The organism is Amycolatopsis echigonensis (assembly GCF_002846615.1).
Taxonomy (GTDB): Bacteria; Actinomycetota; Actinomycetes; order Mycobacteriales; family Pseudonocardiaceae; genus Amycolatopsis; species Amycolatopsis echigonensis.
The window spans coordinates 5046568-5070047 of record NZ_PJMY01000003.1 but is presented as its reverse complement, the minus strand read 5'-3'; the positions used below and the strand labels follow the sequence as shown (position 1 = coordinate 5070047).

Genomic DNA, 23480 nt, shown 5'->3' with positions numbered 1-23480 from the left:
CCAGAAAACGTCGTTAGGGGCGGAAAATCACCAGGCGACGCGCAACAGCGACGGGCCGCGCACGATCACCCCGTACTCCCATTTCACGCCGTCGCGCCCGTCCGCGAGCCGCAATTCCGGAAAACGCTCCAGAATCGCTTTCAGCGCCTCCTGCAGCTCCAGCCGGGCCAGCTGCGCCCCGATGCAGTGGTGCGGGCCGTGGCCGAATGCGACGTGCGGGTTCGGGCTGCGGGTCAGGTCGAGGACGTCCGGGTTCGCGAACACCTCCGGGTCGCGGTTCGCCGCGTGCAGCGCGGGCAGCACGGGATCGCCCGCCCGCACTACGACGTCGCCGATCCGGACGTCCTCGCGGGCGTACCGGGCGAACATCGCCGCGGTGTTGATCGGCACCCACCGCAACAGTTCCTCCACCGCGGTCGGCATGATCTCCGGCTGCGCCCGCAGTTGCGCGAGCAGTTCCGGCTGCGTCAGCAGGGTGAAGACGAAGCTCGGCAGCGCCGAGGACACCGTCTCCACGCCACCGGTGAGCAGGCCGGCGCCGGCGATCGAGATCAGCTCGTTCTCGGTGAGCTTGTCCCCGGCGTCGCGGGCGTAGACGAGCGCGCCGAGGAGGTCGTCGGTCGGGTCCTCACGGCGTTGCGCGACCAGCTGCGCCACATAGTTGTCCAGCTGGTCGCCATAGACGTCGAGCACGTCGCCCTTCGCGGTGGCATCGCTGACGAGCGCCTGGGTCCACTCGCGGAAGATCGTGTGGTCTTCCTTCGGCACGCCGAGCAGGTTGCAGATGACCGTGACCGGCAGCGGTCGCGCGAGGTCTTCGACGATGTCGCCGGGCGCGCCGTTCTCGATCATCGCGTCGATCAGCTGGTGCACCAGCGTGCGGACGCTCTCGCGCATCGCCTCCAGGCGCCGCGCGGTGAACGCCTTCATCACCAGGCGGCGCAAGCGGGTGTGGTCCGGCGGGTCCATGCCCATGATGCCGTCGCCCATCTGCTGACGGCGCATCCGCGGCTGGTCGAGCCCCTGGGCCAGCTCCCGGCTGAACCGCGGGTCGGCGGTCACCAGCTTGACGTCGGCGTACTTCGTCGCCAGCCACGCCTGTTCGCCGAAGGGCAACTGCACCCGGCTCATCGGCTCGTCGCGCTGCAACTGGTGGTAGGTCTCGGATACGGACGTCTCGTGCATGTCGAACGGATACGCCCGGACGGTACGGCGCGTGCTCATCGCGAATCCCCTCCGATCGCGGTCATCGGCTGCTCCAATGCCTGGGTGTCGTGGGTGTGCTGGACGTAGGACAGCGCCGACATCAGCGTCGACGAGGTGATCCGGCCGCTCGGCGCGCGTTCGGCGATCCCGCGCAACGGCAGCGAACCGAGCTCGGACCAGCCGAGCCGGCCGTCCGCGTCGAGCGTGCTGCGCGCTTGCCCGGCGTTGTCCGGATGCAGGCAGTACGGCACGTCGAGCAGACCGCGTTTGAAGGCGACCACGAGCGCGCGGTCGAGATCGGCGTGACTGTTGAGGACCGCGTCGACCAGGGCATAGGCCTCGCGGTAGACCTGGTTGTCCGCGTCCACCATGGCCTTGATGCCTTTCGCCGACGCGGCCGCGTGTTCGAGCGCGGTCACGTTCTCCGCGACGGTCGGAATGCGGTGGGCTTCGGCGGCGGTCTTGACGATCAGTCGTTCCGAGCCGGTGCTCATCGCCAGCTCGGCGGCCCTGCCCAGCAGCAACATCGCGCCATCGGGAGTGCGCGGGAACAGTCCCATGTAGGCGTAGATCACCACGTGCCAGGTCGCTTCCGGCAGGAACTCGGCGCACAATCGGCGCAGCGCGGCAACGGCTTCGCGGTCCTGCTGCAAGTTCGTCTGCTGCGCGTAGCTGACCGAAATGCTGCGCACACCCTTGCGATAGAAGAACAACGCCTCCAGCACGCTGATCGCGACCAGCTCGCTCGGCGGACACAGCTGCCCGAGCATGCAGCCGCCGAAGGTCTCCAGATGCGGACGGCCACCCGGATGTTCGGCGTCGACCAGCAGATCGCAGCAATACGCCCAATTCCGCACGGATTCGTCGAGCGGCGTGCTGCTGTAGGGCAGGCAGTAGGAAATCGGCCCGCCTTCGGTGGCGTGCAGTCCGGCGGCGATCATCGCGCGGAAGATGTCCACCGGCCGGGCCGAACCGTGCCGGACCTGCACCGGGAAGTCCGGGCCTTCCAGACCGTCGAGCATCGCCCGGGTCACCTCGGGCGGATGGTTGACGATCGGATAACCGTTGAGCGGAATTCCGTTGCGCAAAGCGTGTTCCGCGGATTCGGTGTCGCGGACGCGGGTGTAGCTGTCGAGCGTGAGCGTGCCGACGGTCGCGGCGTTCGCGTGCTTGGTCGCGACAAGGCCGGCGCGCATCGCGGCCGGACTGTCGAAGCCCATGCGCGGCTGCACGACCAGTTCCCCGGCCGCGTGCCGCTGCGCTACGAACCGCTCGAAGCTCACGCTCCCTCCAACTGGCTGACCCCGCCGGGAAGCGTGGCCGCGAAGTGCCGGAAGGCGGCGGCGTTCTGCTCGTCGAAGACGCCGTCGAACCCGGCGAACAGCAGTTCCGCGGTCTGCTCGTCGGACAGCGGCCCGCCGGTGCCCAGCTTGCCGCCGATGACGATCGGCAACCGGCGCAGCTCGGGGATGGCCCGCAGCCGCTGTACGACTCGCAGACCGTCCTGGTAGCCGTGCCCGTTGACACTGCTCAGCACCAGCATCGCCGGACGGCGGCTGACGCATTCGGACTCCAGCAGCTCGTCCGGCACGCACGCGCCCAGGTTGACGACGTCGAAACCCAGCTCTCGCACGAGAAGTTCGAGGTACACGAGGTTCCAAGTGTGCGAGTCCGACGCCATGCTGCTCACGATCACCGTGCGCCCGCTGGGCTCTTCGACGACGCTATTGCCGTAAGCGCGGACTTCCTCGCTCATGGCGACACCTCATAGGCTCGCTGATAGTCCAATCGCGACACTGAGATGACCTCGTCGCCGCACACCACGACCTCGGTCGGTGCGGGACGGCCGAGGAAGCTGACCAGGCTCGCGGTGACGCCGTACGCGCCCACGTTCGGCACGGTCAGCAGGTCACCGGCGGCCAGCTCAGGCAGCTTCGCGGCCTTCGAGAGCGAGTCACCGGGAGTACACAGCGGACCGACGAGCTGACCCGGGTTGTCCCCCGCCTGCTCGACCCCGACCGCGGCGGGCAGCAGACGCCCGATCCCGGAAAGGCCGCCAACCACGTTGATCCCGGCATCGAGGATGACGAACCGGTGCCCCCGGCTCTCTTTCACGTTCACGACCCCGGCCAGCAGCGTGCCGCAAGTCCCGGAGAGGTACCGGCCGGATTCGCAAGCCAGCTCCACCTCGCCGCTGCGCCACTCGGGCAGGTAGAGGTCGAGAAGCTGCTCCAAACCGTTGCGCAGCTTCGGGTAATCGGTGCGCTCGCCGGGAACCGCGTACGGCGACGAGAACCCGCCGCCGATGTCGAGCAGTTCCAGCGGCAGGCCGGTCTCCTGGCGCAGCTGCGCGGCCGACTGCAGCACGAACTCGTACTCGCCGAGCAGCGCGTCCTCATCCTGCGCGTTGCTCATGGTGAAGAAGTGCGCGCCGACGATCTTCGCCCCGGAGACCGCCTTGAACAGCGGCATCAGCTCCGGCAACGTCTCGGCGTCGACCCCGAACTGCGACGGGCGGCCCATCATCCGGATCCCGGTCGACGCGCTGCCCTGCGTGGTGTTCACCCGCAGCAGGCAACGCGCGACGGTGTCCTGCCGCTCCGCCGCGGCACCGACGTGCTGCAGGTCAGTCAGCGATTCGACGGAGAACAACCGGACGCCCGCGGTGATCGCCGCGTCCAGCTCGCCGTCCGTTTTGCCCGGGCCGGTGTAGAGGATGTCGTCCGGCGCGAACCCGGCGGTCAGCGCGTTGGCCAGCTCGCCGGTCGAGCTGATCTCCGCGCGGCAACCGCCCTCGCGGAGTTCGCGTGCGATCTCCGGATGCGGGTTGGCCTTCAGCGCGTAGTAGACCGCGAACCCCTCCGGCAGCAGGCCGAACAGCTGATCGCGCGACTGGGCGGTCACGTCCAGGTCGTACACGTAAGCCGGCGTGCCGAACCGTGCGGCCAGCTCGTCGTACTTGCTCATTTCCGGGCACCTTCCACCAGCAGGGCGAGTTCCTTCGTCGCGTTCTTGCCGTGCGCGGTGAGCGGGAACTCGTCGACGACGTGGCACAGCGCGGGCACCTTCTGCGGCTCGAGCCGCTGCGCCAGTTCCTTGAGCACCGTGGTCGGCGGCAGGTCGCTCTCCACGCAGATCGCCAGATCGCGCGTTTCGCTCGGCGGGATCGCGCCCGCCGCGCGCACGCCCGGGATGTCCATCGCGGCCGCCTCGATCTCCAAAGTGGACATCCGGATTCCCTTGCGCTTGAACATGTCGTCGCGGCGGCCCTCGAAGTAGAGGTAGCCGTCCTCGTCGAGCCGGCCGTAATCGCCGGTGTGCAGGCGGAGCTCGCCGGTGGCCTCGTCGCGGCGGAACGCTCGCGCGGACAGCTCCGGGGCACGCCAGTAGCCGGGCATCACGTGCGGTCCGGCGGCGACGATCTCACCGATTTCCCCAGCGGGCGACGGAGTTCCGTCAGCAGCGAGGATGTGCACGGTCGTGCCAGGCAGCGGAAGGCCCGACGAACCCGGACGTTCGGCGTCTTCCTCGGGCGGCATGATGGTGATCCGCTTGCACTCGGTCTGGCCGAACTGCCGGACGACGCGGACACCGGGGAAGGCGTTGCGGAGTTTTTCGATGGTCGAATCCGGAAGTGCCGCGCCGGTGTTGGTGAACAACCGCACCGGAGCCGGTTCGCCGCTTTCGCGCTCGGCCAGCGTGGCGATCATCGTCGCGAGCGAGGGCACGATCGGGACTACCGTCGCGCCGACCTCGCGCATCCGCTGCAGCAAGCGGAGATCGGACTCAGCGTCGGCGAGGACGATCTCGCTGCGGCCGAGCGTCGAGAGGAGGACCTTGTACAGGCCGTAGTCCCAGGACATCGGGAACCGGCAGAAAACCACGTCGTCCTGGCGGTAGCCGAGCACCGCCTGGATCGCGCCGGCCGCGAAGGTGACCTGCCGGTGCGGTCCGATGACGCCCTTGGGCGCGGCCGTGCTGCCGGAGGTGTAAACGAGGACCGCGACGTCGTCGAGGTCAACCTCGGTCGGCTCGGTGCGAGTTCCGTCGCGGTAGGCTTCCTCGACTTCCGTCCACAGTGGAGCGAACTCTGCGGGCTGGAGAATCAGCACCGGTTCGGCGTTCTCGACGACGGAATCGAAGTGGAACTGCTTCATCGCCGGATTGATCGGCACGAACACCGCGCCTCGGCGCGAGGTGCCGTGGAAGAGCGCGACCAGCGCCCGGTCCGTCGGCAACTGCACCACCACGCGATCGCCGCGCCCCACCCCGCGCCGCGCGAGGACCGCCTCTACCGCGTGGCTCCAAGCGGCCAGCTCGGCGTACGTCCACACCCCCGGCCGGTCGCGCACCGCGGCGGCGTCCGGCGCGCTGGCCGCCGCCGCGTCGAGCAGGGCATGGACGAGAGAACCGGATTCGTTCACGACTGCCACTCCCGAAAGGATTCGTAGAATCACCGTGCCTGCACGGGACAGCTCCCCGACGTCGGAAAGTTATCCGCGCGTAGGCGGTGCTCCCCACCCCTAACGGCCCCTAGCTGGCACTCTGCCCTCCCCCGCACAAAAGCCGTGAAGGGCTCCTTGAGGGAATCAGATTCCCTCAAGGAGCCCTTCACGGACAATTAAGCGGGCACCGGGTTCAGGAGGTCGGCAGCGCGCGCGGCGAGCGTCTTCCGGTCGATCTTCCGGTTCGAATTCAGCGGGAACTCCTCGACGTGCTCGTACCGCCGCGGGATCACGCCCTCGGGCAGCACCGCCCGCAGCGCCCGCACCAGCTCGATCACCGGCCGCTGCGGCCCGGTGTAGAAGACGAACAGCTCGGTCCCGCCGTCGCCTTGGACTCCCAGCGCCACCGCCTGCACGCCGCACGTCTGCAGCGCGTGCTCCACCTCGGTCAGCTCCACGCGCCAGCCGAGCACCTGCACCTGCGAATCGAGCCGTCCCAGGTACGCCAGATCGTCGCCGCCGAGCCGACGCACCCGGTCGCCGGTGCGGTAGAACCGCAGTCCGTCGCGGTCGAGGAACCGGCCCTTCTCGTCGGCCGGGTCGAGGTAGCCCGGCGTCAGCTGCGGTCCGGCGATGGCGAGTTCGCCCTCCCCCGCCTCGTTTTCGTCGAGCAGCAGGTACTCGTGTCCCTCGTGCACCGCGCCGATCGGCACCACGCCGTTCACCGCGATCCTCGGGGTTTCCTCGTCGTCCCAGCGGTACCCGGCGACGGTGATGGTCAGTTCGGTGGGCCCGTAGAGGTTCTCGGTCACCGAATTGCCCGCCGCCGCCCGCCAGTCTGCGGTGTCCCGGACGGTCAGCGCTTCCCCTGCGAAGAAGCTCCACCGCAGGCCGGGCATCGCGCCCGGGGTGAGCCGTCCGGTGCGGCGCACCAGGTCGATGGCGCTCGGCGTCGAGAACCACACGGTGAGACCGCGCTCCTCCACGAACGCCGGCACGTTCCGGTACGCCGCTCCCGGCAGCACCACCGCTTCCGCGCCCGCGCCCCACGCGCAGAAGAGGTCGAACATCGCGCAGTCGAAGTTCAGGTCGAACGTCTGGGAGAAGACGTCGTCCGGCGTGAAGTCGTACCGCTCGTCAAGCAGGCCGAAGTAGTGCTCGGTGGAGCCGTGGCCGATCCGGACTCCCTTCGGCCGTCCGGTGGAGCCGGAGGTGAACAGCACGTACGCGGAGTCCTCGGGACGCACGTCCTTCGGCGCTGCTAGTGCTTGGTGCGCGTTCAGCTTGCTGACCTCCGGGGCCAGCAGTGTCTTCACCGGCGGAGCCATGGTCAGTCCGCATTCGTCGGCGATGAGCGCGTCCACCTCCGCGGCCTCGACCATCTGCGCGGTCCGGGCGGCCGGGAAGTCCGGCCGCAGCGGGACGACCGTCGCCCCCGCGTACAGCCCGGCCAGAATCCCGGCGTAGGCGGTGACGCCCTTCCCGGCCAGCACCCCTACTGTGCGGGCGCCGGACTCCGCCAGCGCGCCGCCCCACAGCAACGCCCTCTCGTGCAGCTCGCCATAGGTCAGCGTCCGCCCGCCGACGCTGACCGCCGGTCGGGACTCGGAAAGGGCCAGCCCGCGCAGAAACCGCGCGTGCAGTCCCGAGGTGGTCGTCGTGTCCATCGTGGTCCTCCGCGTACTGTGCCAATCGCTGCTAACCCGACCACAGTCACGGCCTCATGGCTTTGCAGCAACGGTTGCGCGCCGGATGGGGGGTCGGCCTGCTTGTGGTCGGATGTGCAATAGGGGTGCCAGCGCGTCGCTCCGGAGCGGCGGCGCGGGGTAGAGTTCAAAACCGAACCGGGCGGTCGGTTTCCCTGCCTGGTAGAAGTGCCCGACCCAGCCAGCCACCGGAGTAGCCATGTGGGACAGCTCTTTCGACGAAGCCCTCCGCCCGTACCTCCCGTTCCTGCCCGCCGACGAGGCGTTGACCGCCGAGACACCGCTCAAGGAGTACGGCCTCGACTCGCTCGCCACGGTGGAACTGCTGGCGGTGCTGGAGGAGAAGTACAACGTCCGGTTCTCCGACGACGCGCTGAACCTGGAGACGTTCGAGAATCCCGGACGTCTCTGGGCGACGCTGTCGCAGCTGCAGCCGGCTAGCTGACCCGCGAGGGACCCGCGCCGCGCCGCCGCGGCTGCAGCGCGAGCCGCGGGTTCACCGTGGTCACCTCGAACCGGCTGGTGGTGGCGCGGACGCGGCCGAACAGCGTGTCCGGCCCGGCCACCCACAGCTTGCGCACGCCGAGTTGTTCGAGCGACGAGACGACGTCCGGCCAGCGCAGCGGCTCGACGATGCTGTCCAGCAGCATCGTGCGGACCTGCTCGCCGGACCGCAGCACCGAACCGTCCTGGTCAGCGATGATCGGAAGGAGGGGATCATGGAAGTCGAGGCCGCCGAGCACCTCGTCCTCGGCCTTGCGCCGCAACGCGCCGAACGCACGCGAGTGCAGCGGAGGACGCATCGTGTACAGCGAGAGCCCGCCCATGCCCCGCACGGTCTGTTTGAGCCAGTCGAGATTCCGCTCCCGCACCGAGACCATGTAGAAATCGTGGTCGATGTAGCAGGAGATGTCCGACCATTCGCCGCGCCCGTCGAGTTCGGTCAGCGCGTCGCGCAGTTTCTCCTCCGGGGTGCGGACGAACGAGTGCGTGACGACGTCGGTGTGCTCCGTCGCGAAGAACTCGTCGAGGCACCGCGCGAGCTTCGCGGTCATCCACACCGCGTCCGGGAACGTCAGCGCACCGGCGTACACACTCGCCGGTTTCTCGCCGAAACTCGGGCCGGTGCAGTAGTCCGGGCTCATCCCGTACTCCTGTTCGGCCCATTCGGCGAGCGCGACGCAGGTGAGCATGAACCCGACCTGGGCGTACTCGGAGTAGTCGCCCTCGGCCTCGCGGAAGCGGTCGACCAGCGAGTAGCCCAGCCGGTCGTCGGCGTCCTTGATGAGCCTGCGCGCGAACGGGTTGATGAGCAGGAACTTGCCGAAGTCGACGAACCGGCACGGGCTCATCCCGGGGAACACGACCGCCGATCCGGCCTGGCTGGCCTCATCCATGACTGGCGACCTCTCTTTCGGCGGGGGAATGGACTTCCTGCAGGAATCCCAGCAGGATTTCGCGGAACCGGTCCGGTTCCTCGAGATGCGGGACGTGGCTCGACTCCGGGAGGATCTCCCAGCGCACGTCGTGGATCCGGTCGTAGTACGGCTGCACGGTGGCCGGGGTGGCCTCGTCGTGCGCGCCGGAAATGAGCAGGGTCGGCACCTCGATGTCGTCGAGGCGGTCGATCACCGAATAGTCCGCGAGCGTGCCGGTGACGGTGAACTCGCTGGGGCCGTTCATCACCGAGTAGACGGTGTTGTTGTCGGCCATCTCCATGAACGAGGCGAGATAGTCGGCGGGCCACGGCAGCACGCGGCAGACGTGCCGGTCGTAGAAGACGCGCATGAGATCGAAGTACTCCTGCGTGTCCGTGGTGCCGGCCGCTTCGTGCGCCCGCAGACCCTCGTCGACGCCGGGCGGCAGCAGTGCGCGCAGCCGGTCCATCTCGCTGCGCCACAGCTCGTACGACGCCGGCGAGTTGGCGATCACCAGCCCTCGCAAGCCGTCCGGACGTTCGGCGGCGTGCCGCGCCACGACCAGGCCGCCCCAGGACTGTCCATAGAGGACGTAGTTGTCCTCGATGCCGAGCCGGTGCACCAGATTGTCCAGCTCGTCGCCGAACAGCTCCGGGTTCCAGAACCCGGGGTCGGCGTCTGGCAGCCTGCTCGATCCGCCGCTGCCGAGCTGGTCGTAGTGCACGACCGGGAATCCGTGTCCGGCGAGTTCGGTCAGGCTCAGCAGGTAGTCGTGCGTGCTGCCCGGCCCGCCGTGCACCACGACCACAGCGGGCGCCGCTCCTCCCGGCTGCCCGGTGACCCGGTACCAGGTGCGGTGCTCGCCGAACGGGACCCAGCCTTTCGCGGTGGGCGCCACAGCCATGCTCGTCACCTCGTTCGCCTCCCTCGTCCTTCTCCGGCGCGGCGCGGCCGGATCCGGTTACCTGTCTATCCGTCGCGGCCCGCGCGCCACCAGCCCCTAAGGGGCGTCTAAAGCCGAGCCAAATCCCGTTCGCCGTGCCGGATTCAGGGGTCCCCTACCGGGTGGGCGGAGCGGCGGCGTGGCCCTACCGTTTCCCTTGTCCTGCTGCGCCTACGAATCCCGGAGCTGCCGCGATGCGCGTGATGCTGATGGTCTTCCCGACGAGGACGCACGTTTACAGCATGGCTCCGGTGGGCTGGGCACTGGCCGCGGCCGGACACGAGGTGCGCTTCGTCGGGCAGCGCAACCCGCGCGAGGTCGCCTCGTTCGCCGAAACCGGGCTGGACGCCATGTGGTTCGGCGACGAACTCGACATCGCCCGGCACCGCCAGCTGCAGGTCGACGGCAACAACGCGATGCAGGGCGACTTCCGCATCTCCGAAAGCCGTCCCGAGCGCTACACCGACGAGTACGTGCGCAACGTGTACGAGCACTGGGTCGACGTGTTCCGCTGGACCACGCCGGACTCGCTGCTCGACGAACTCGTCCGCTTCGCCCGGCAATGGCAGCCGGACCTCGTGGTGTGGGACCCGATGATCTACGCCGCGCCGATCGTCGCGCACGCGCTCGGGGTGCCGCACCTGCGGATGATGTACGCCGCCGACCAGACCGCCCGCATCGGTGCGCAATACCGCGACCTCAGAGCGAACCACCCCGAAGACACCTCGCCGGACCCGTTCGTGACGTGGATGTCCGCCGCGGTCGGCCGGTTCGGCGCGGACTACGACGAAACCCTCCGTTACGGCGTGCGGACCATCGACTGCCATCCGTCGTATCTGCGCTACGACGGCGTGGACGTCGACTACGTCCCGGCCCGGTTCGTGCCGCAGAACAAGCCGATGGCGATCCCCTCGTGGGTGCTGGAGCGTCCCGAACGGCCGCGGGTGATGCTCACCCTCGGCATCTCGAACCGGCAGGTGCTCGGCGTCGAGGAAACCTCCGTCGGAGACCTGCTGGACGGCCTCGCCGACCTCGACCTCGAGGTGATCGCCACGTTGAACGCGAGCCAGCTCGCGTCCGTGCGCTCGATCCCGGACAACGTCCGCGCCGTCGATTTCGTGCCGATGAACGAACTCCTCGCCTCGTGCTCCGCGATCGTGCACCAGGGCGGCGGCGCGACGATCAGCAACGCGGTGGTGAACGGCGTCCCGCAGCTGGTCATCCCGGGCACCACGTGGAGCGAACGCGGCTCGGCGGTGGCTCAGGCGAAGCGCGGCAACGGCTTGCTGGTGGACCTCGAGGACGTGACGCCCGCGAGTGTCCGGGCGGGAGTGTGCCGGCTGCTGGAGGAACCGTCCTTCCGGGAATGTGCGCTCGAGGTGCGCGACGAGATGCTGGCGACGCCGACGCTCGACGACCTCGTCCCGGAGCTGGAACGGCTCGCGCTATGCCCGTGACGCGGCCGCCGACCATGCGGACGATCGGGTTTCTCGTGCTGAGCCTCCCGATCCGGCTCGCCGCGTTCGTGCTGATCCTGGTGACCATGCTGGTCGGCGTCGCGACGACGATGCTCTGGATCGGCATCCCCGTCCTGCTGGTCGCGACCTCGCTGATGTATTCGTACTGCACCTTCGAACGACGCTGGGCGCACCGGATGCTCGGCGTGACCATCGCGGAACCCGTCCGCCGCCGTCCGGTGGGCCCCGGCATGCTCGCCGTGTGGCAGGCGCGCTTGCTCGACACCGCCACCTGGCGCGAGTTCGCTTTCGTGCTCATCGCTTTTCCGTTGGGCATCGTGGAATTCGTGGCGGGCGTCGTGTCCACCGCGGTACCTCCTTTCGGAATTTTCGTGGCGCCGCGCATCGGGACGATGCACGGCGAACTGGCGACGTCGTTCCTCGGCCCGAACCGCACCGCGCAACTGGAAGCGCGCACGCAGCAGCTGCGGAACTCGCGTGCACGCGGAGTCGACGCGGTGGAGGCCGAACGGCGCCGGATCGAACGGGACCTGCACGACGGCGCGCAGCAGCGGCTGGTGTCCGTCGCGATGAGCCTGGGCCGCGCGCAGCTCAAACTCGACCTCGACGACCCGACCGCGGTCCGCGAACTCATCGGAGCCGCGCACGCCGACGCCAAACTCGCTGTCTCGGAGCTGCGCGACCTCGCCCGGGGCATCTACCCGCCGGTGCTCCAGGATCGCGGCCTGGACGCGGCGTTGTCTTCTCTTACCGCAAGAATGCCTATCCCTATTGAGGTCGAGGTTACCGTAGAACCCCGTCCGCCCGCACCTGTCGAGACGACGACGTACTTCATCGTGAGCGAAACGCTCACCAACGTGACCAAACATTCCGGCGCCGACCGCGCGTCCGTGCGAGTGACCCGCGACGACGACACCGTGGTCGTCGAGATCACCGACAACGGCCACGGCGGCGCGTCGATGCGCCCCGGCGGCGGCCTGGCCGGCCTGGCCGACCGAGCCGCCACGATCGACGGCGTGCTCACCGTCGTCAGCCCCGTCGGCGGCCCCACCGTCGTGCGGGCCGACCTGCCCGTCCGCTGGTGAATCCTGTTGTGGAGGCAAGAAAATGCGCGTCGTGATCGCGGAAGACTCGGTGCTGTTGCGCGCCGGGGTGCAAAGCCTGCTCGCGGACGTCGGCATCGAAACCGCCGCCGCGGTCGACAACGGCGACGACCTGCTCGTGGCGATCCGGGACCACCGCCCGGACCTGGTCATCGCCGACGTCCGGATGCCCCCGACCTTCACCGACGAGGGCCTCCGCGCGGCTTTGGCGGCGCGCAAGGAAATCCCCGGCCTGCCGGTGCTCGTGGTCTCGCAGTACGTCGAAGGAAGCTACGCGGTAGACCTGATCGCGGAGGGCACCTCCGGCGTCGGCTACCTGTTGAAAGAACGAGTCGCCGACGTCGCGGACTTCCTGGAGGCGGTCCGCCGCGTCGCCGGCGGCGGCTCGGCCATCGACCCGGACGTCGTCGCGCAGATGCTGTCCCGCAGCCGGGATCCGTTGGAGGCGTTGACCGCGCGGGAAACCGAGGTGCTGGCGCAGATGGCGCAGGGACTGTCGAACACTGCCATCGCCAAGGCTTTGGTCGTGACGCAGGGAGCGGTGGAAAACCACATCAGCAACATCTTCTCGAAACTCGGCCTGGAGGCCAGCCGAGACCAGAACCGCCGCATCCGCGCCGTTCTGACCTATTTGGACAGTACCGCGGTCCACGCCTGATTCACCGGATCGATACCGTGCAGATGTTCGACCGGCGGCGGTAGCTTGGAGAGATGGATCTTGGACCTGTCCCCGTGTCGTCCGTTGTGGACGAAGTAGTTGTTCTCTTGTGGCGCAAGGCTTCCGCCTCTCGCCGCCGATCGCTGTGGCCGCTCAGGTCGCCGAGACCGGCGCTTCGCCGTGGCTCGTGGCCGCGAAGACCGGCGTTTCGCGCAGTTGCCGAAGCCAGACGTGCGGTCCTGCGGAAAGCACGCATCGCCCTGCGCCGATGCGGACCCCGCCTGCTCGCGTCGTCGACGGGGCGAGTTATCGCGCCCGCCAGCTCGTCGCCGGAACGAACCTTGTCAACGGTTGCCGAGGTGACGGCACAGCAATGTCCGCGCGCCCATTCCCCGCGGCCCGGCCGACCGCGGCCAATGCCACCAGCAGGGCAGCCACTTCAGCGTCATCCGGATTTCCCCGCACCACACGTACTGCGGGCGCTACCGCGGCAGCACGCTGTTCCCCGCGCACCCGGGCAGCTGCCTGATCGGTGGAGTCTCCCTGTGCCGCAGGGGCTTTCGTCCTGCCCGCGTCTGTGGACACCGTTATCACGTCACGCTGCACCTCGCGCCCTCCACCAGATGCATAGCCAACCGAACCACCCTGCACCCCAGGTGCCTCCACTGTCGCCGGGTCCGCAGAGCCCGCTACCGAACCACGCACACGATCGCCAGCAGAACCACGGCCAGCCGAGCCACCCCGCACCGCAGGAGCCTGCGCCCTCGCTGAACCCGCAGAGACCGCTACCGAACCATGCAGTGCACCGCGACCACCAGCAGAACCAGCACCAGCCAAGCCACCCTGCACCGCAGACACCCCCACTCCGGCCGCGCCTGCGGACGCCGCCGGAAGCTTCGGGCTGGCCGCGTCTGCGCACCCTGCCGTCACATCGCGCCGTTCACGGCGCGCCCCAACAGGGTCCAGGTCAGCAAGGTGCCGCTGCTCCGCAGGAAGTTCCTTCCCGTCCGCTCCCGAAGCGACCGGCGTTCCGGCCGATTCCACAGCCGAGACAAGCAATTCCGTTCCGACCGCATCCGCGGTCGTTGCCACCGCAGCCCTCCGACCGTCAAGCTCCCCCGCCGGACCGAAATCAGCCGAATCCCCCGGCTCCGCAGGAATCTCAGCCGCGCCTGAACCGCCAGGCACCCCAGCCAACGCCTCCTGCCCAGCAGGGGACTCCGCCGCAGCCGAGCCACCCCGCACCCTCGGAGAGGAACCAGCCCCGCCCGGAGCACGAACCTCCGCCCCCGGCCCCGGATCCGCCACCATCACTTCATCCGTTCCTCGACGCGCGACCCGGGCCCCCATCACATCGGCGGGTTCCCGTGCTTGCGCGCCGGAACGTCGGCGTGCTTGGCCCGCAGCATCGCCAGCGACCGGATCAGCATCTCCCGCGTCCGGCCGGGCTCGATCACGTCGTCGACCAGTCCGCGTTCCGCGGCGTAGTACGGGTGCATCAGCTCGGTCTTGTACTCCTTGATCTTCTGCCGCCGCACCGCCTCCGGGTCGTCGGCCGCGTTGATCTCGCGGCGGAAGATCACGTTCGCCGCGCCCTCCGCGCCCATCACCGCGATCTCGTTCGTCGGCCACGCCAGCGAAACGTCCGCGCCGATCGACCGCGAGTCCATCACGATGTACGCGCCGCCGTAGGCCTTCCGCAGGACCATCTGCACCCGCGGCACCGTCGCGTTGCAGTAGGAGTACAGCAGCTTCGCGCCGTGCCGGATGATGCCGCCGTGTTCCTGGTCCACCCCGGGCAGGAAACCCGGCACGTCGACCAGCGTCACCAGCGGAATATTGAACGCGTCGCAGGTCTGCACGAACCGCGCGGCCTTCTCGCTCGCCTCGATGTCGAGAACCCCGGCGAGCGTCGCCGGCTGGTTCGCGACGATCCCGACCACGTGCCCGTCGAGCCGCGCCAGGGCGCACACCACGTTCGTCGCCCACCCGGCGTGCACCTGGAGGAACTCGCCGTCGTCGACGATTTCCTCGATCACGGCGCACATGTCGTACGCGCGGGCCGCGTCCGTCGGCACCACCTCGAGCAGCTTGTCCGTGCGGCGGTCCGCCGGATCGGCCGTCGGCTCCACCGGCGGCACCTCGTTGTTGTTGGACGGCAACAGCGAAATCAGGTACCGCACGTCCTCAAGACAGCTGGGTTCGTCGTCGTAGACAAACGCGGCGACGCCCGACGTCGAGGCGTGCACATCCGCGCCACCAAGCCCGTTCTGGGTGATCTCCTCGCCGGTTACCGCGTGCACCACATCCGGGCCGGTGATGAACATCTGCGATGTTTCGCGCACCATGAACACGAAATCCGTCAGCGCGGGCGAATACGCGGCACCGCCCGCGCACGGGCCGAGCATCACCGAGATCTGCGGAATGACCCCCGAAGATCGGGTGTTGCGCTGGAAAATTCCGCCGTACCCGGCGAGCGCCGTCACGCCCTCCTGAATCCGCGCACCGGCACCGTCGTTGAGCGACACCAGCGGAGCACCGGCCGACGCGGCGAGATCCATGACCTTGTGGATCTTCTGCGCGTGTGCCTCGCCGAGCGCACCGCCGAAGATGCGGAAGTCGTGGGCGTACACGAAAACTGTGCGCCCGAAAACCGTCCCCCAGCCGCACACCACGCCGTCCGAGTACGGCTTGCGGTGTTCGAGGCCGAAGGCCGTCGCGCGGTGCCGGCGCAAGGACTCGATCTCGGTGAACGAACCCGGATCGAGGAGCAGTTCGATGCGCTCGTGCGCGGTCAGCTTGCCGCGGTCGTGCTGCCGGGCGGTCGCGGCGTCGTCGGGACCGCGCCGGGCGGCCTCCTTGATCTCCCGCAGTTCCTCGAGTTTGCTGTCGAATCCGACCGCCAGTGCCTCAGACATGTGCACGCCCCTTGTCGACAAGCCGATCGGTCAGGTACCGGCGAATCACGTCCTGGTGGCGGGTCAGGAAGAAATGCCCGCCGTCGAGCGGGACCAGCTCGAAGCCCGCCGAAGTGTGCTCGCCCCACGACCGGACCTCGTTGACCGAGGCGACCGGGTCGGCGGTGCCGGTGAACGCGACCACCGGGGCCGCGAGCGGCGGGCCCGGCTGGTACCGGTAGGTCTCCACGGCGCCATAGTCGTTGCGCACCACGGGAAGGATCATTCGCACGACGTCGTCGTCGCCGAGGAGGTCCATTTCGGTGCCGCTCAACCGGCGCAGTTCGTCGAGGACGCCGTCATCGGTGCGGGTGTGCACCTTCTCGTCACGATGCCGCGACGGCGCCCGGCGGCCGGAGACGAAGAGCGTGTCCACCGCGGTGCCCGCGGCCTCCAGCCGCCGGGCCACCTCGAAGGCGATCATCGCGCCCATGCTGTGCCCGAACAGTGCGAGCGGAAGGTCGTCGCGGCCGCGCAGCAAGTCGGCGATCCGGTCGGCTAGCGCGTCGACAGTGGTCAGGAACGGCTCGTGCCGCCGGTCCTGACGGCCCGGGTACTGCACCGCCAGCACCTCGATGTCCGGGGTCAGCGCCCGCGAAACCGGGAAGTAGAACGGAGCCGAACCTCCGGCGTGCGGCAGGCACACCAGCCTTGCCTTCGCCTCGGGCGACGTGTGGAAGCGGCGAAACCAGCTGTCCTCGGCGGAATTCGCGCTACCCGTCATGTCGTCCCACCGCCTTTCCGACGTCTGCGCCGGGACGACCCGGCCACGGATCTTCTTCGCGGACCCACGCTAACCGCGCCCCACCAGCGCAACGACCCCTAACCGCCCCTAGAGCCGCAACGGAAACCGCGCGCTTCGCGCCCCGACCGCCGAGAACGGAAGAATCCTCCACATGCAGCCAACGTTCGTCCTCATCCCCGGCTCCCACGCCGCCGGACGCTGCTTCACCGCGCTCCAACGCGAACTAGCCGTGCGCGGCCACCGCAGCCTGGCCGTCGACCTCCCCGGTCACGGCACCGCCGGTTTCTCCGCCGCCTACCAGGCCCAAGACCTCGCGACCTTCACCGCAGAACCATCACCGATGGCTGGCATCACGCATGCGGACAACGTCGCACACGTCATCGATCTCGTCCGCCGCGTACGCGAACACGGTCCCGTCATCCTGGTCGGTCACAGCCGCGGCGGTTTCACCGTCACGAGCGTCGCCAACGCCGTCCCCGACCTGCTAGCCCGAACCGTCTACGTCTCAGCCTGGTGCTGCGTCACCGGCACCGCCGCCGATTACCTCGCCACCCCGGCCTTCAGAGCACCCGGCTCCGGCCCAATCCCGGTCGACGACCCGAAACGCCTGGGTGCCGTCCGGATGAACTGGCGCACCACCGATCCCGCACACCTGGCCGCATTGAAACGCGCCTGGACCACCACCGGCACCGACGCGGAGGTCGTCGCCTTCTTATCCGCCCTCGACCCCGACGAATCCCGCGACGCCGGTAGTGACCTCGTCAATCCCGCTGCCTGGGGCCAGATCCCGCACACCTACATCCGGCTGACCGAAGACGCCAACATGCCCCTCGCGCTGCAAGACCACTTCATCGAAGAGGCCGACGCCCTAACCCCCGACAACCCCTTCGACGTGCACTCGTTGCCCCTCGGCCACATCGACCCACTGCTCCACCCGACGGGTCTCGCCGAAATCCTCGCCGGAACCGCCGACTACAGCGAAGGAGCCCGATAAGCGCCGAACTGCATCTCCCGGGTGAGCCGGAACCCCAGCTTCTCGTACAACCGAATCGCGCCGGTGTTCGTCCCGGCGGCGTGGAGAAACGGCCGTTCCCCGCGTTCGCGGATGCCCGCGGCGACCGCCAGCACCAGCCGGGCCGCCAGCCCCTGCCCCTGGAACGCCGGATCCGTGCAGACCGCGCTGATTTCGGTCCACCCCGGCGGATGCATCCGTTCGCCCGCCATCGCCACCAGCACCCCGTCGCGGCGGATGCCCAGGTAGACGCCCAAGGCGATCGTCCGGGGCAGGAACGGGCCGGGCTGCGTCCGGGACACGAGGTCGAGCATCTCCGGCACGTCCGCCTCGGTCAGCCGCACCGCTTCCGGGTCGGCGACCGCCGGGGCGGCCGAACCGTCCATCTGCACCCCGGCGATCTCGGCCTCCACCGTCCAGCCCGCGGGCGGCGGCGTCCCGACCCGGCCGACCACGACCGTCGACGCTCCAGGGCCGACGAGGTCGGCGATGTCGTGCCACACGTGGTCGTCCGGCTGGTCCGGCACGGCGAGGAACGGAGCGACATCGACCGGATACCGCAGCACCTGCCCCTTCTGCTCCGCGAACGACGCGTGCGGACCGCTCAACGCGGCCCAAGCGGGGTTTTCGAGCGGGGACGTGCTCATTCTCGCCTGCCATTCCAATCCGGGGTGCCTTGTCCACAATGCGTGCTCCGCACCGGATCCGGCCACCACCTCCCACATGCTGAGCGCTCTCGGACCGCAACTGTCCGCGATCCGCCCTAGCGTCGCCGCCATCGCCGATAAAGGGACCTCGATGAGCACCGTCGACCGCAACCAGCCGCTGGTACGCCGAGGTGGACCGCCCTCGAGGTACCGGGGCTGGACCGTGCGCAACGCTTCTACGGCACCGTCCTCGGCTGGACCTTCGACGGCCACCACTGCCCGCCGCGCGACCTCCCCGTCGCCAGCCTGCGCCAAGCTGCCGACTCCCGCCCGGCCTAGACGGTCTACTTCGCGACCGACGACTGCGCCGGCACCGACAAAGCCGTCACCGCCGCAGGTGGCAAGGTTCTCGACCAACCCCACGACGACGGCGACCACGCCCGCATCGCCGTCGCAGAAGACCCGACCGGAGCACGGTTCGGGCTCTGGCAAGGCCGCAATCCCCCAGCCCCCGGCTCGTCAACGACCCAGCAACCGAGCACGGCGGCGAGGTCGTCGAGGCACAAGACAGCCCGTACGGGCGCATAGTGACCGTCCACGATCCGTTCGGCGCGGAGTTCCTCGTGGGCTCCTGAGCCGTTGCCCGGAACCGGGTTCCTGGCTAGAACAGGTCGAGTGGACCTCGAAACCCTCCCCGGCGCGACCCTGCTCCCCGCGAGCCCCGGCGACGCCGCCGAGCTGATGGTGCTCCAGCGGTGTTGCTGGGTTCAGGAAGCCCTGCTCAACAACACTCTGGAACATCCCGCGCTGACCGAGGACCTCGCCGAGGTCCGCGAGTCGATCAAGACCTGGCACAGCTGGGTCGTCCGGCGGGGACACCGGCTCGTCGGCGCGGTCCGTGCGCGCCCTGTCGAAGATGGCGGCTGGGAGATCGGCCGCTTGATGGTCGCGCCGGACCTGGCGGGACGTGGCCTCGGGCGGTTCCTCCTCGAGCACGCCGAGCGCCACGCTCCGCCGGAGACGAAGCAGTACGTCCTCTTCACCGGCGCGTCCAGCGAACGCAACATCGCCCTCTACGAACGCGCCGGGTACCGCCGTGCGCCGATGCCGTTCGAGGCGACCGGCGTGTACCGGCTCGCGGTCTACCTGGTCAAAGCGGCCTAGCGACGCTCACAGCTCGTCGAAGACCAGCACGGTGTGCGTCGAGAGCACGTCCGGCATGGACTGCAACCGTTCGAACACCAAGTCCCGCAGACTGTCCGCGTCGCGGGTCCGCACGAATAGGATCAGGTCGTTGTCCCCGGACACCAGACCGCCGTGTTCGATTTCCGGGATGTGCTTGAGTTCCGCGCTCACCGTCCGCCAGGAGTTCTGCGTGACCTTCAGGTACACGTACGCCGCGAGGCCCTGTCCCATGCGTCGCGGATCGGTGACGGCCGTGTACCCCGTGATCACTCCCTCGCGGTGCAGCCGCTCCACGCGCGTGTAGCAACCGGCCCGCGAGATGTGCGCGTGTTCGGCGAGGGCGCGCATCGAGGCGCGGCCGTCTTTCTTCAGCTCGGCGATCAGTTTCAGGTCGACCTCGTCCAGCACCGCTGCCATTTGTCCATCCGGCCGGGACATCCGCGCCACCTCGCAAGCCAATCGTCCAACCAAGACTCTACAACCAGGCCATCATTCCACAGTTCTCCGTCAAGTCTGGATCTCTGATTGCCCGGCAGCGAATATCAGGCTCTACTCGTCTTCGTCGATGGGAGCTGCCGGTGACTACCACGGAACGCACTGCCGCGTCCTATTTCCTGCCCAGCGACGAGCCGCTCGGCCTCGTGACCGCCGACGGCACGCCCGCGCCCGACCCGGCGCTCGCGATGCCCGCGGACGACGTCCTCCTCCGCCTCTACCGCGGCATGGTTTCCGGACGCCGCTTCGACACCCAGGCCACCGCGCTCACCAAACAGGGCCGGCTCGCGGTGTACCCGTCGGCGCGAGGGCAGGAGGCCGCCGAGATCGGCTCGATCCTCGCGCTTCGCCCGCAGGACTGGCTTTTCCCCACCTACCGCGACTCGATGGCCGTCGTCGCGCGCGGCGTCGACCCCGTCGAGGTGCTCACGCTGCTGCGCGGCGACTGGCACTGCGGCTACGACCCATACCGTGCCAACGTCGCGCCGCAGTGCACGCCGCTTGCCACGAACACGCTGCACGCGGTCGGCTTCGCGCACGCTGCGCGCGTGAAGGGCGAAGACACGGTCTCGCTCGTTCTCGTGGGCGATGGTGCTACCAGTGAAGGCGACACGCACGAAGCGTTGAACTTCGCCGCCGTTTGGAAGGCACCGGTCGTCTTCCTCGTACAGAACAACGGCTACGCCATCAGCGTCCCGCTCGAGAAGCAGACGGCTGCGCCTTCGCTCGCGTACAAGGGTGTCGGCTACGGCATGCCGTCCGTACTCGTTGACGGCAACGACGCGGCCGCCGTACACGCTGTCGTCGAACAGGCTGTCGCGCGCGCCGCGGCCGGCGAAGGGCCGACGCTGATCGAAGCTGTCACCTATCGCATGGAGTCGCACACCAACGCCGACGACGCGACGCGCTATCGCGAGAAGGCCGAAGTGGAGGAGTGGCTCACGCGCGACCCGATCAGCCGCCTCAAGCAGTACCTCACCGACCGTGGCCTCCTCGACGACAAGACGCAGCATGAGATCGACGCGCGCGCCGAAGAGGAAGCAGCGACATTGCGCGAGCGGATGAACGTCGACACCGAGCTCGACCCGGCGGACCTCTTCCGGCACGTCTACGCCGAACCGACCGCCGCGTTGCGACAGCAGGCCGCCCAACTGGCGCACGAGAACACCGAGGACCAGGCATGACCGCCACTCTCGACACCACACTGTCCCTCGCCGGAGCGCTCAACCGCGCCCTCGCCGACGCGCTCGCCGAGGACGAGCGCGTGCTGGTCTTCGGCGAAGATGTCGGCACGCTCGGCGGCGTCTTCCGTGTCACTGACGGACTCGCCGCACGCTTCGGCGACGCACGGGTCTTCGACTCGCCGCTCGCCGAATCGGGCATCGTCGGCACGGCGATCGGGATGGCGATGAACGGCCTGCGCCCGGTGATCGAGATGCAGTTCGACGCGTTCGCCTACCCCGCGTTCGAGCAGATCACCAGCCACCTCGCCAAACTCCGCAACCGCACCAAGGGCCAGGTCGAACTGCCCGTGGTGATCCGGGTGCCCTACGGCGGCGGCATCGGCGGCGTCGAGCACCACTGCGACTCGTCCGAGGTCTACTACACGCACACGGCCGGCCTGCGCGTCGTCACCCCGGCCACGCCGGAGGACGCCTACACGCTGCTGCGCGAAGCGATCGACAGCCCGGACCCGGTCATTTTCCTCGAGCCCAAGCGCCGGTATTGGGAAAAGGGAACCGTTGACCCGCAACGCCGTTCTCCCGGTCTCGACAAAGCGGTGATCCGCCGCGAAGGCAGCGACGTCACCCTCATCTCCTACGGCGGCGCTCTCAGCACGACGCTCGAAGCTGCTGACGCCGCCGCCGAAGAGGGCTACCACGCTGAGGTGATCGATCTGCGGAGCCTCGCGCCATTCGACCTGGAAACGGTCGCCGCGTCCGTGCGACGCACCGGTCGCGCGGTCGTAGTGCACGAGGCGAGCCGATTCTGCGGCTACGGCGCCGAGGTCGCCGCGCAACTGTCCGAGCACTGTTTCCATTACCTGGAAGCACCGGTATTGCGCGTCGCCGGGTTCGACATTCCTTATCCCGCACCGAATCTGGAACAGCACCACCTGCCGGGCGTCGACCGGATCCTGGACGCCCTCGAACGGCTCCAGTGGGACGACGCGGCACCGCTCGACGGGGAGAAGTGATGGCCGTCTTCAAACTGCCCGACCTCGGCGAAGGCCTGACCGAGGCGGAAATCGTCGCGTGGCACGTCGCGGTCGGCGACACCGTCACCGTGGACCAGACCGTCGTGGAAGTCGAAACCGCGAAGGCGAGCGTCGAGGTTCCGGTGCCGTTCGCGGGCCGGGTCGCGACGCTGCACGGAGCACCGGGCGAAGTGCTGACCGTCGGCAGTCCGTTGATCACTGTGGACAGTGCCGCGGACTTCACCGAACCCGGCGTCGTGACGCCGGAGGGCAGCGGAAACGTCCTGATCGGCTATGGCACCAGCCAAACCCGCACCCGGCGCGCGAGGCGGCCACGCGGCAGCAAAGCACCGGCGACATCCCCGGCCCCAGCAACAAAGTCCACTTCGGACCGAGTCCGCGTGGTGTCTCCGCTAGTCCGCCGACTTGCTCGTGAGTCCGGAGTGGACCTTCAGGCACTGACCGGAACCGGCACCGACGGCATCGTGAGCCGCGCTGACGTAGAACGCGCGATCGCCGCCACCGAAACCCCCGCGGCAGCAGCAGACGAGCAGCGAATCCCCTTGCGCGGCCTGCGCAAAACCGTCGCCGACAAACTCGCCCGCTCCCGCCGCGAAATCCCTGAGGCGACCGTCTGGGTGGACGTCGACGCGACCGAACTGCTGCGCCTGCGCACCGCGCTCAACAGCGATCCGCACGCCCCGAAAATCAGCCTGCTCGCACTCATCGCCCGGTTCGCCGTCGCGGGCCTGCGCCGGTTCCCCGAGCTGAACGCGCATCTCGAAGGCGACGAGATCGTCATCCCGTCGGCCGTGCATCTCGGCTTCGCCGCGCAGACCGACCGCGGCCTCGTCGTCCCGGTGGTCCAGGACGCACATCAGCACACCCTGGAAGACCTCTCCGCCGCGCTCGCCGACCGCACCGAACAGGCCCGCGCCGGACGCCTCGCTCCGGCCGACCTCACCGGCGGCACGTTCACCGTGAACAACTACGGCGTGTTCGGAGTGGACGGTTCGGCCGCCATCATCAACTACCCGGAGGTGGCGATCCTCGGCGTCGGCCGGATCATCGACCGGCCGTGGATCGTGGACGGTCAGGTCACCGCCCGCAAGATCACCGAGCTGACGCTCGCGTTCGACCATCGCGTGTGCGACGGGGGCACCGCGGGCGGATTCCTCCGCTTTGTCGCGGACTGCATCGAAAACCCCGTGCGGTTGCTGCGCACGCTGTGAGGACGGTCGGGCTGGCAGCTCCGCCAGCCTGACCGTTTTTCGCCCGCGACTCT

At 68.9% G+C, this 23480-nt stretch carries 22 protein-coding genes; 9 read left to right on the top strand and 13 right to left on the bottom strand.

The features are described 5' to 3' along the window. Positions 1-27: 27 nt before the first annotated feature. The 6 genes from ATK30_RS29355 to ATK30_RS29330 all read right to left on the bottom strand — a co-directional run bounded on the left by ATK30_RS29355 (position 28) and on the right by ATK30_RS29330 (position 7318). The gene (locus tag ATK30_RS29355) at positions 28-1224 is read right to left on the bottom strand and encodes a cytochrome P450 (protein WP_101438242.1); all 1197 of its coding nucleotides are present in this window, start codon (positions 1222-1224) and stop codon (positions 28-30) included. Next, on the bottom strand, positions 1221-2489 hold the full coding sequence (locus ATK30_RS29350) for a methylaspartate mutase (protein ID WP_101438241.1): 1269 nt from the start codon (positions 2487-2489) through the stop codon (positions 1221-1223). The genes ATK30_RS29355 and ATK30_RS29350 overlap by 4 nt, the downstream gene beginning before the upstream one ends. After that, positions 2486-2962 carry a cobalamin B12-binding domain-containing protein gene (locus tag ATK30_RS29345; RefSeq protein WP_101438240.1) on the bottom strand — a complete coding sequence of 159 codons (477 nt, stop codon included), beginning with the start codon at positions 2960-2962 and terminating at the stop codon, positions 2486-2488. Before ATK30_RS29345 ends, ATK30_RS29350 begins: the two co-directional genes overlap by 4 nt. Further along, positions 2959-4173 carry a type III PLP-dependent enzyme domain-containing protein gene (locus tag ATK30_RS29340; RefSeq protein WP_101438239.1) on the bottom strand — a complete coding sequence of 405 codons (1215 nt, stop codon included), beginning with the start codon at positions 4171-4173 and terminating at the stop codon, positions 2959-2961. The genes ATK30_RS29345 and ATK30_RS29340 overlap by 4 nt, the downstream gene beginning before the upstream one ends. Continuing rightward, entirely contained in the window at positions 4170-5639 is a 1470-nt protein-coding gene (locus tag ATK30_RS29335; RefSeq protein WP_244194756.1) for an AMP-binding protein, read from the bottom strand. Before ATK30_RS29335 ends, ATK30_RS29340 begins: the two co-directional genes overlap by 4 nt. 188 nt (positions 5640-5827) lie before the next feature. Further along, a complete protein-coding gene (locus tag ATK30_RS29330; RefSeq protein WP_101438237.1) occupies positions 5828-7318 on the bottom strand; it encodes an AMP-binding protein in 1491 nt (496 codons plus the stop codon). A gap of 238 nt (positions 7319-7556) precedes the next feature. Between ATK30_RS29330 and ATK30_RS29325 the strand changes: the two genes are divergently transcribed. Next, positions 7557-7802, top strand: coding sequence for a phosphopantetheine-binding protein (locus tag ATK30_RS29325; RefSeq protein WP_101438236.1), 246 nt, complete (start codon positions 7557-7559; stop codon positions 7800-7802). Here ATK30_RS29325 and ATK30_RS29320 read toward each other — a convergent pair. Together ATK30_RS29320 and ATK30_RS29315 are read right to left on the bottom strand one after the other, a co-directional pair. After that, positions 7795-8754 carry an ACP S-malonyltransferase gene (locus ATK30_RS29320; RefSeq protein WP_101438235.1) on the bottom strand — a complete coding sequence of 320 codons (960 nt, stop codon included), beginning with the start codon at positions 8752-8754 and terminating at the stop codon, positions 7795-7797. The genes ATK30_RS29325 and ATK30_RS29320 overlap by 8 nt on opposite strands. Continuing rightward, positions 8747-9679: a proline iminopeptidase-family hydrolase gene (locus ATK30_RS29315; protein ID WP_101438234.1), complete on the bottom strand. Its 933-nt coding sequence runs from the start codon at positions 9677-9679 to the stop codon at positions 8747-8749. The genes ATK30_RS29320 and ATK30_RS29315 overlap by 8 nt, the downstream gene beginning before the upstream one ends. A 233-nt stretch (positions 9680-9912) precedes the next feature. Between ATK30_RS29315 and ATK30_RS29310 the strand changes: the two genes are divergently transcribed. From ATK30_RS29310 to ATK30_RS29300, 3 genes are read left to right on the top strand one after another with little or no spacing between them, the layout of a single operon-like run. Next, entirely contained in the window at positions 9913-11175 is a 1263-nt protein-coding gene (locus ATK30_RS29310) for a nucleotide disphospho-sugar-binding domain-containing protein (RefSeq protein WP_101438233.1), read from the top strand. Continuing rightward, complete coding sequence (locus tag ATK30_RS29305) at positions 11166-12281, top strand: sensor histidine kinase (protein WP_167442028.1); 1116 nt, start codon at positions 11166-11168, stop codon at positions 12279-12281. The genes ATK30_RS29310 and ATK30_RS29305 overlap by 10 nt, the downstream gene beginning before the upstream one ends. Before the next feature lie 22 nt (positions 12282-12303). Next, positions 12304-12957, top strand: coding sequence for a response regulator transcription factor (locus ATK30_RS29300; RefSeq protein ID WP_167442027.1), 654 nt, complete (start codon positions 12304-12306; stop codon positions 12955-12957). A gap of 306 nt (positions 12958-13263) precedes the next feature. Here ATK30_RS29300 and ATK30_RS45705 read toward each other — a convergent pair whose 3' ends face one another. From ATK30_RS45705 to ATK30_RS29285, 3 genes are read right to left on the bottom strand one after another with little or no spacing between them, the layout of a single operon-like run. Continuing rightward, the gene (locus ATK30_RS45705; RefSeq protein ID WP_208637685.1) at positions 13264-14268 is read right to left on the bottom strand and encodes an acyl-CoA carboxylase epsilon subunit; all 1005 of its coding nucleotides are present in this window, start codon (positions 14266-14268) and stop codon (positions 13264-13266) included. 38 nt (positions 14269-14306) lie between these two features. Continuing rightward, positions 14307-15875, bottom strand: coding sequence for an acyl-CoA carboxylase subunit beta (locus tag ATK30_RS29290; RefSeq protein ID WP_101438230.1), 1569 nt, complete (start codon positions 15873-15875; stop codon positions 14307-14309). After that, positions 15868-16638: a thioesterase II family protein gene (locus tag ATK30_RS29285; RefSeq protein ID WP_101438229.1), complete on the bottom strand. Its 771-nt coding sequence runs from the start codon at positions 16636-16638 to the stop codon at positions 15868-15870. The genes ATK30_RS29290 and ATK30_RS29285 overlap by 8 nt, the downstream gene beginning before the upstream one ends. Positions 16639-16810: 172 nt before the next feature. Between ATK30_RS29285 and ATK30_RS29280 the strand changes: the two genes are divergently transcribed. Further along, positions 16811-17653 carry an alpha/beta hydrolase gene (locus ATK30_RS29280; protein ID WP_101438228.1) on the top strand — a complete coding sequence of 281 codons (843 nt, stop codon included), beginning with the start codon at positions 16811-16813 and terminating at the stop codon, positions 17651-17653. Here ATK30_RS29280 and ATK30_RS47795 read toward each other — a convergent pair. Continuing rightward, entirely contained in the window at positions 17632-18318 is a 687-nt protein-coding gene (locus ATK30_RS47795) for a GNAT family N-acetyltransferase (protein WP_208637684.1), read from the bottom strand. The two genes, ATK30_RS29280 and ATK30_RS47795, sit on opposite strands and share 22 nt — an antisense overlap. A 675-nt stretch (positions 18319-18993) precedes the next feature. Here ATK30_RS47795 and ATK30_RS29270 point away from each other — a divergent pair. After that, positions 18994-19482, top strand: coding sequence for a GNAT family N-acetyltransferase (locus ATK30_RS29270; protein WP_101438226.1), 489 nt, complete (start codon positions 18994-18996; stop codon positions 19480-19482). Between the two features lie 6 nt (positions 19483-19488). Here the strand turns inward: ATK30_RS29270 and ATK30_RS29265 are convergent, their stop codons facing one another. Beyond that, the gene (locus tag ATK30_RS29265) at positions 19489-19941 is read right to left on the bottom strand and encodes an Lrp/AsnC family transcriptional regulator (protein WP_244194755.1); all 453 of its coding nucleotides are present in this window, start codon (positions 19939-19941) and stop codon (positions 19489-19491) included. Positions 19942-20081: 140 nt separating this feature from the next. Between ATK30_RS29265 and pdhA the strand changes: the two genes are divergently transcribed. The 3 genes from pdhA to ATK30_RS29250 are packed head-to-tail and all read left to right on the top strand — an operon-like array spanning position 20082 to position 23427. Next, on the top strand, positions 20082-21182 hold the full coding sequence (pdhA, locus tag ATK30_RS29260) for a pyruvate dehydrogenase (acetyl-transferring) E1 component subunit alpha (protein WP_101438224.1): 1101 nt from the start codon (positions 20082-20084) through the stop codon (positions 21180-21182). Further along, positions 21179-22195 carry an alpha-ketoacid dehydrogenase subunit beta gene (locus tag ATK30_RS29255; RefSeq protein WP_101438223.1) on the top strand — a complete coding sequence of 339 codons (1017 nt, stop codon included), beginning with the start codon at positions 21179-21181 and terminating at the stop codon, positions 22193-22195. The genes pdhA and ATK30_RS29255 overlap by 4 nt, the downstream gene beginning before the upstream one ends. After that, positions 22195-23427 carry a dihydrolipoamide acetyltransferase family protein gene (locus tag ATK30_RS29250; protein WP_101438222.1) on the top strand — a complete coding sequence of 411 codons (1233 nt, stop codon included), beginning with the start codon at positions 22195-22197 and terminating at the stop codon, positions 23425-23427. The genes ATK30_RS29255 and ATK30_RS29250 overlap by 1 nt, the downstream gene beginning before the upstream one ends. Positions 23428-23480: the final 53 nt, after the last annotated feature.

Coding starts and splice junctions, on each gene's coding strand:
- ATK30_RS29355 (WP_101438242.1), bottom strand. CDS start 1,224: ATGAGCACGCGCCGTACCGTCCGGGCGTATCCGTTCGACATGCACGAG.
- ATK30_RS29345 (WP_101438240.1), bottom strand. CDS start 2,962: ATGAGCGAGGAAGTCCGCGCTTACGGCAATAGCGTCGTCGAAGAGCCC.
- ATK30_RS29340 (WP_101438239.1), bottom strand. CDS start 4,173: ATGAGCAAGTACGACGAGCTGGCCGCACGGTTCGGCACGCCGGCTTAC.
- ATK30_RS29330 (WP_101438237.1), bottom strand. CDS start 7,318: ATGGACACGACGACCACCTCGGGACTGCACGCGCGGTTTCTGCGCGGG.
- ATK30_RS29325 (WP_101438236.1), top strand. CDS start 7,557: ATGTGGGACAGCTCTTTCGACGAAGCCCTCCGCCCGTACCTCCCGTTC.
- ATK30_RS29320 (WP_101438235.1), bottom strand. CDS start 8,754: ATGGATGAGGCCAGCCAGGCCGGATCGGCGGTCGTGTTCCCCGGGATG.
- ATK30_RS29315 (WP_101438234.1), bottom strand. CDS start 9,679: ATGGCTGTGGCGCCCACCGCGAAAGGCTGGGTCCCGTTCGGCGAGCAC.
- ATK30_RS29310 (WP_101438233.1), top strand. CDS start 9,913: ATGCGCGTGATGCTGATGGTCTTCCCGACGAGGACGCACGTTTACAGC.
- ATK30_RS29305 (WP_167442028.1), top strand. CDS start 11,166: ATGCCCGTGACGCGGCCGCCGACCATGCGGACGATCGGGTTTCTCGTG.
- ATK30_RS29300 (WP_167442027.1), top strand. CDS start 12,304: ATGCGCGTCGTGATCGCGGAAGACTCGGTGCTGTTGCGCGCCGGGGTG.
- ATK30_RS45705 (WP_208637685.1), bottom strand. CDS start 14,268: ATGGTGGCGGATCCGGGGCCGGGGGCGGAGGTTCGTGCTCCGGGCGGG.
- ATK30_RS29290 (WP_101438230.1), bottom strand. CDS start 15,875: ATGTCTGAGGCACTGGCGGTCGGATTCGACAGCAAACTCGAGGAACTG.
- ATK30_RS29285 (WP_101438229.1), bottom strand. CDS start 16,638: ATGACGGGTAGCGCGAATTCCGCCGAGGACAGCTGGTTTCGCCGCTTC.
- ATK30_RS29280 (WP_101438228.1), top strand. CDS start 16,811: ATGCAGCCAACGTTCGTCCTCATCCCCGGCTCCCACGCCGCCGGACGC.
- ATK30_RS47795 (WP_208637684.1), bottom strand. CDS start 18,318: ATGAGCACGTCCCCGCTCGAAAACCCCGCTTGGGCCGCGTTGAGCGGT.
- ATK30_RS29265 (WP_244194755.1), bottom strand. CDS start 19,941: ATGTCCCGGCCGGATGGACAAATGGCAGCGGTGCTGGACGAGGTCGAC.
- ATK30_RS29255 (WP_101438223.1), top strand. CDS start 21,179: ATGACCGCCACTCTCGACACCACACTGTCCCTCGCCGGAGCGCTCAAC.
- ATK30_RS29250 (WP_101438222.1), top strand. CDS start 22,195: ATGGCCGTCTTCAAACTGCCCGACCTCGGCGAAGGCCTGACCGAGGCG.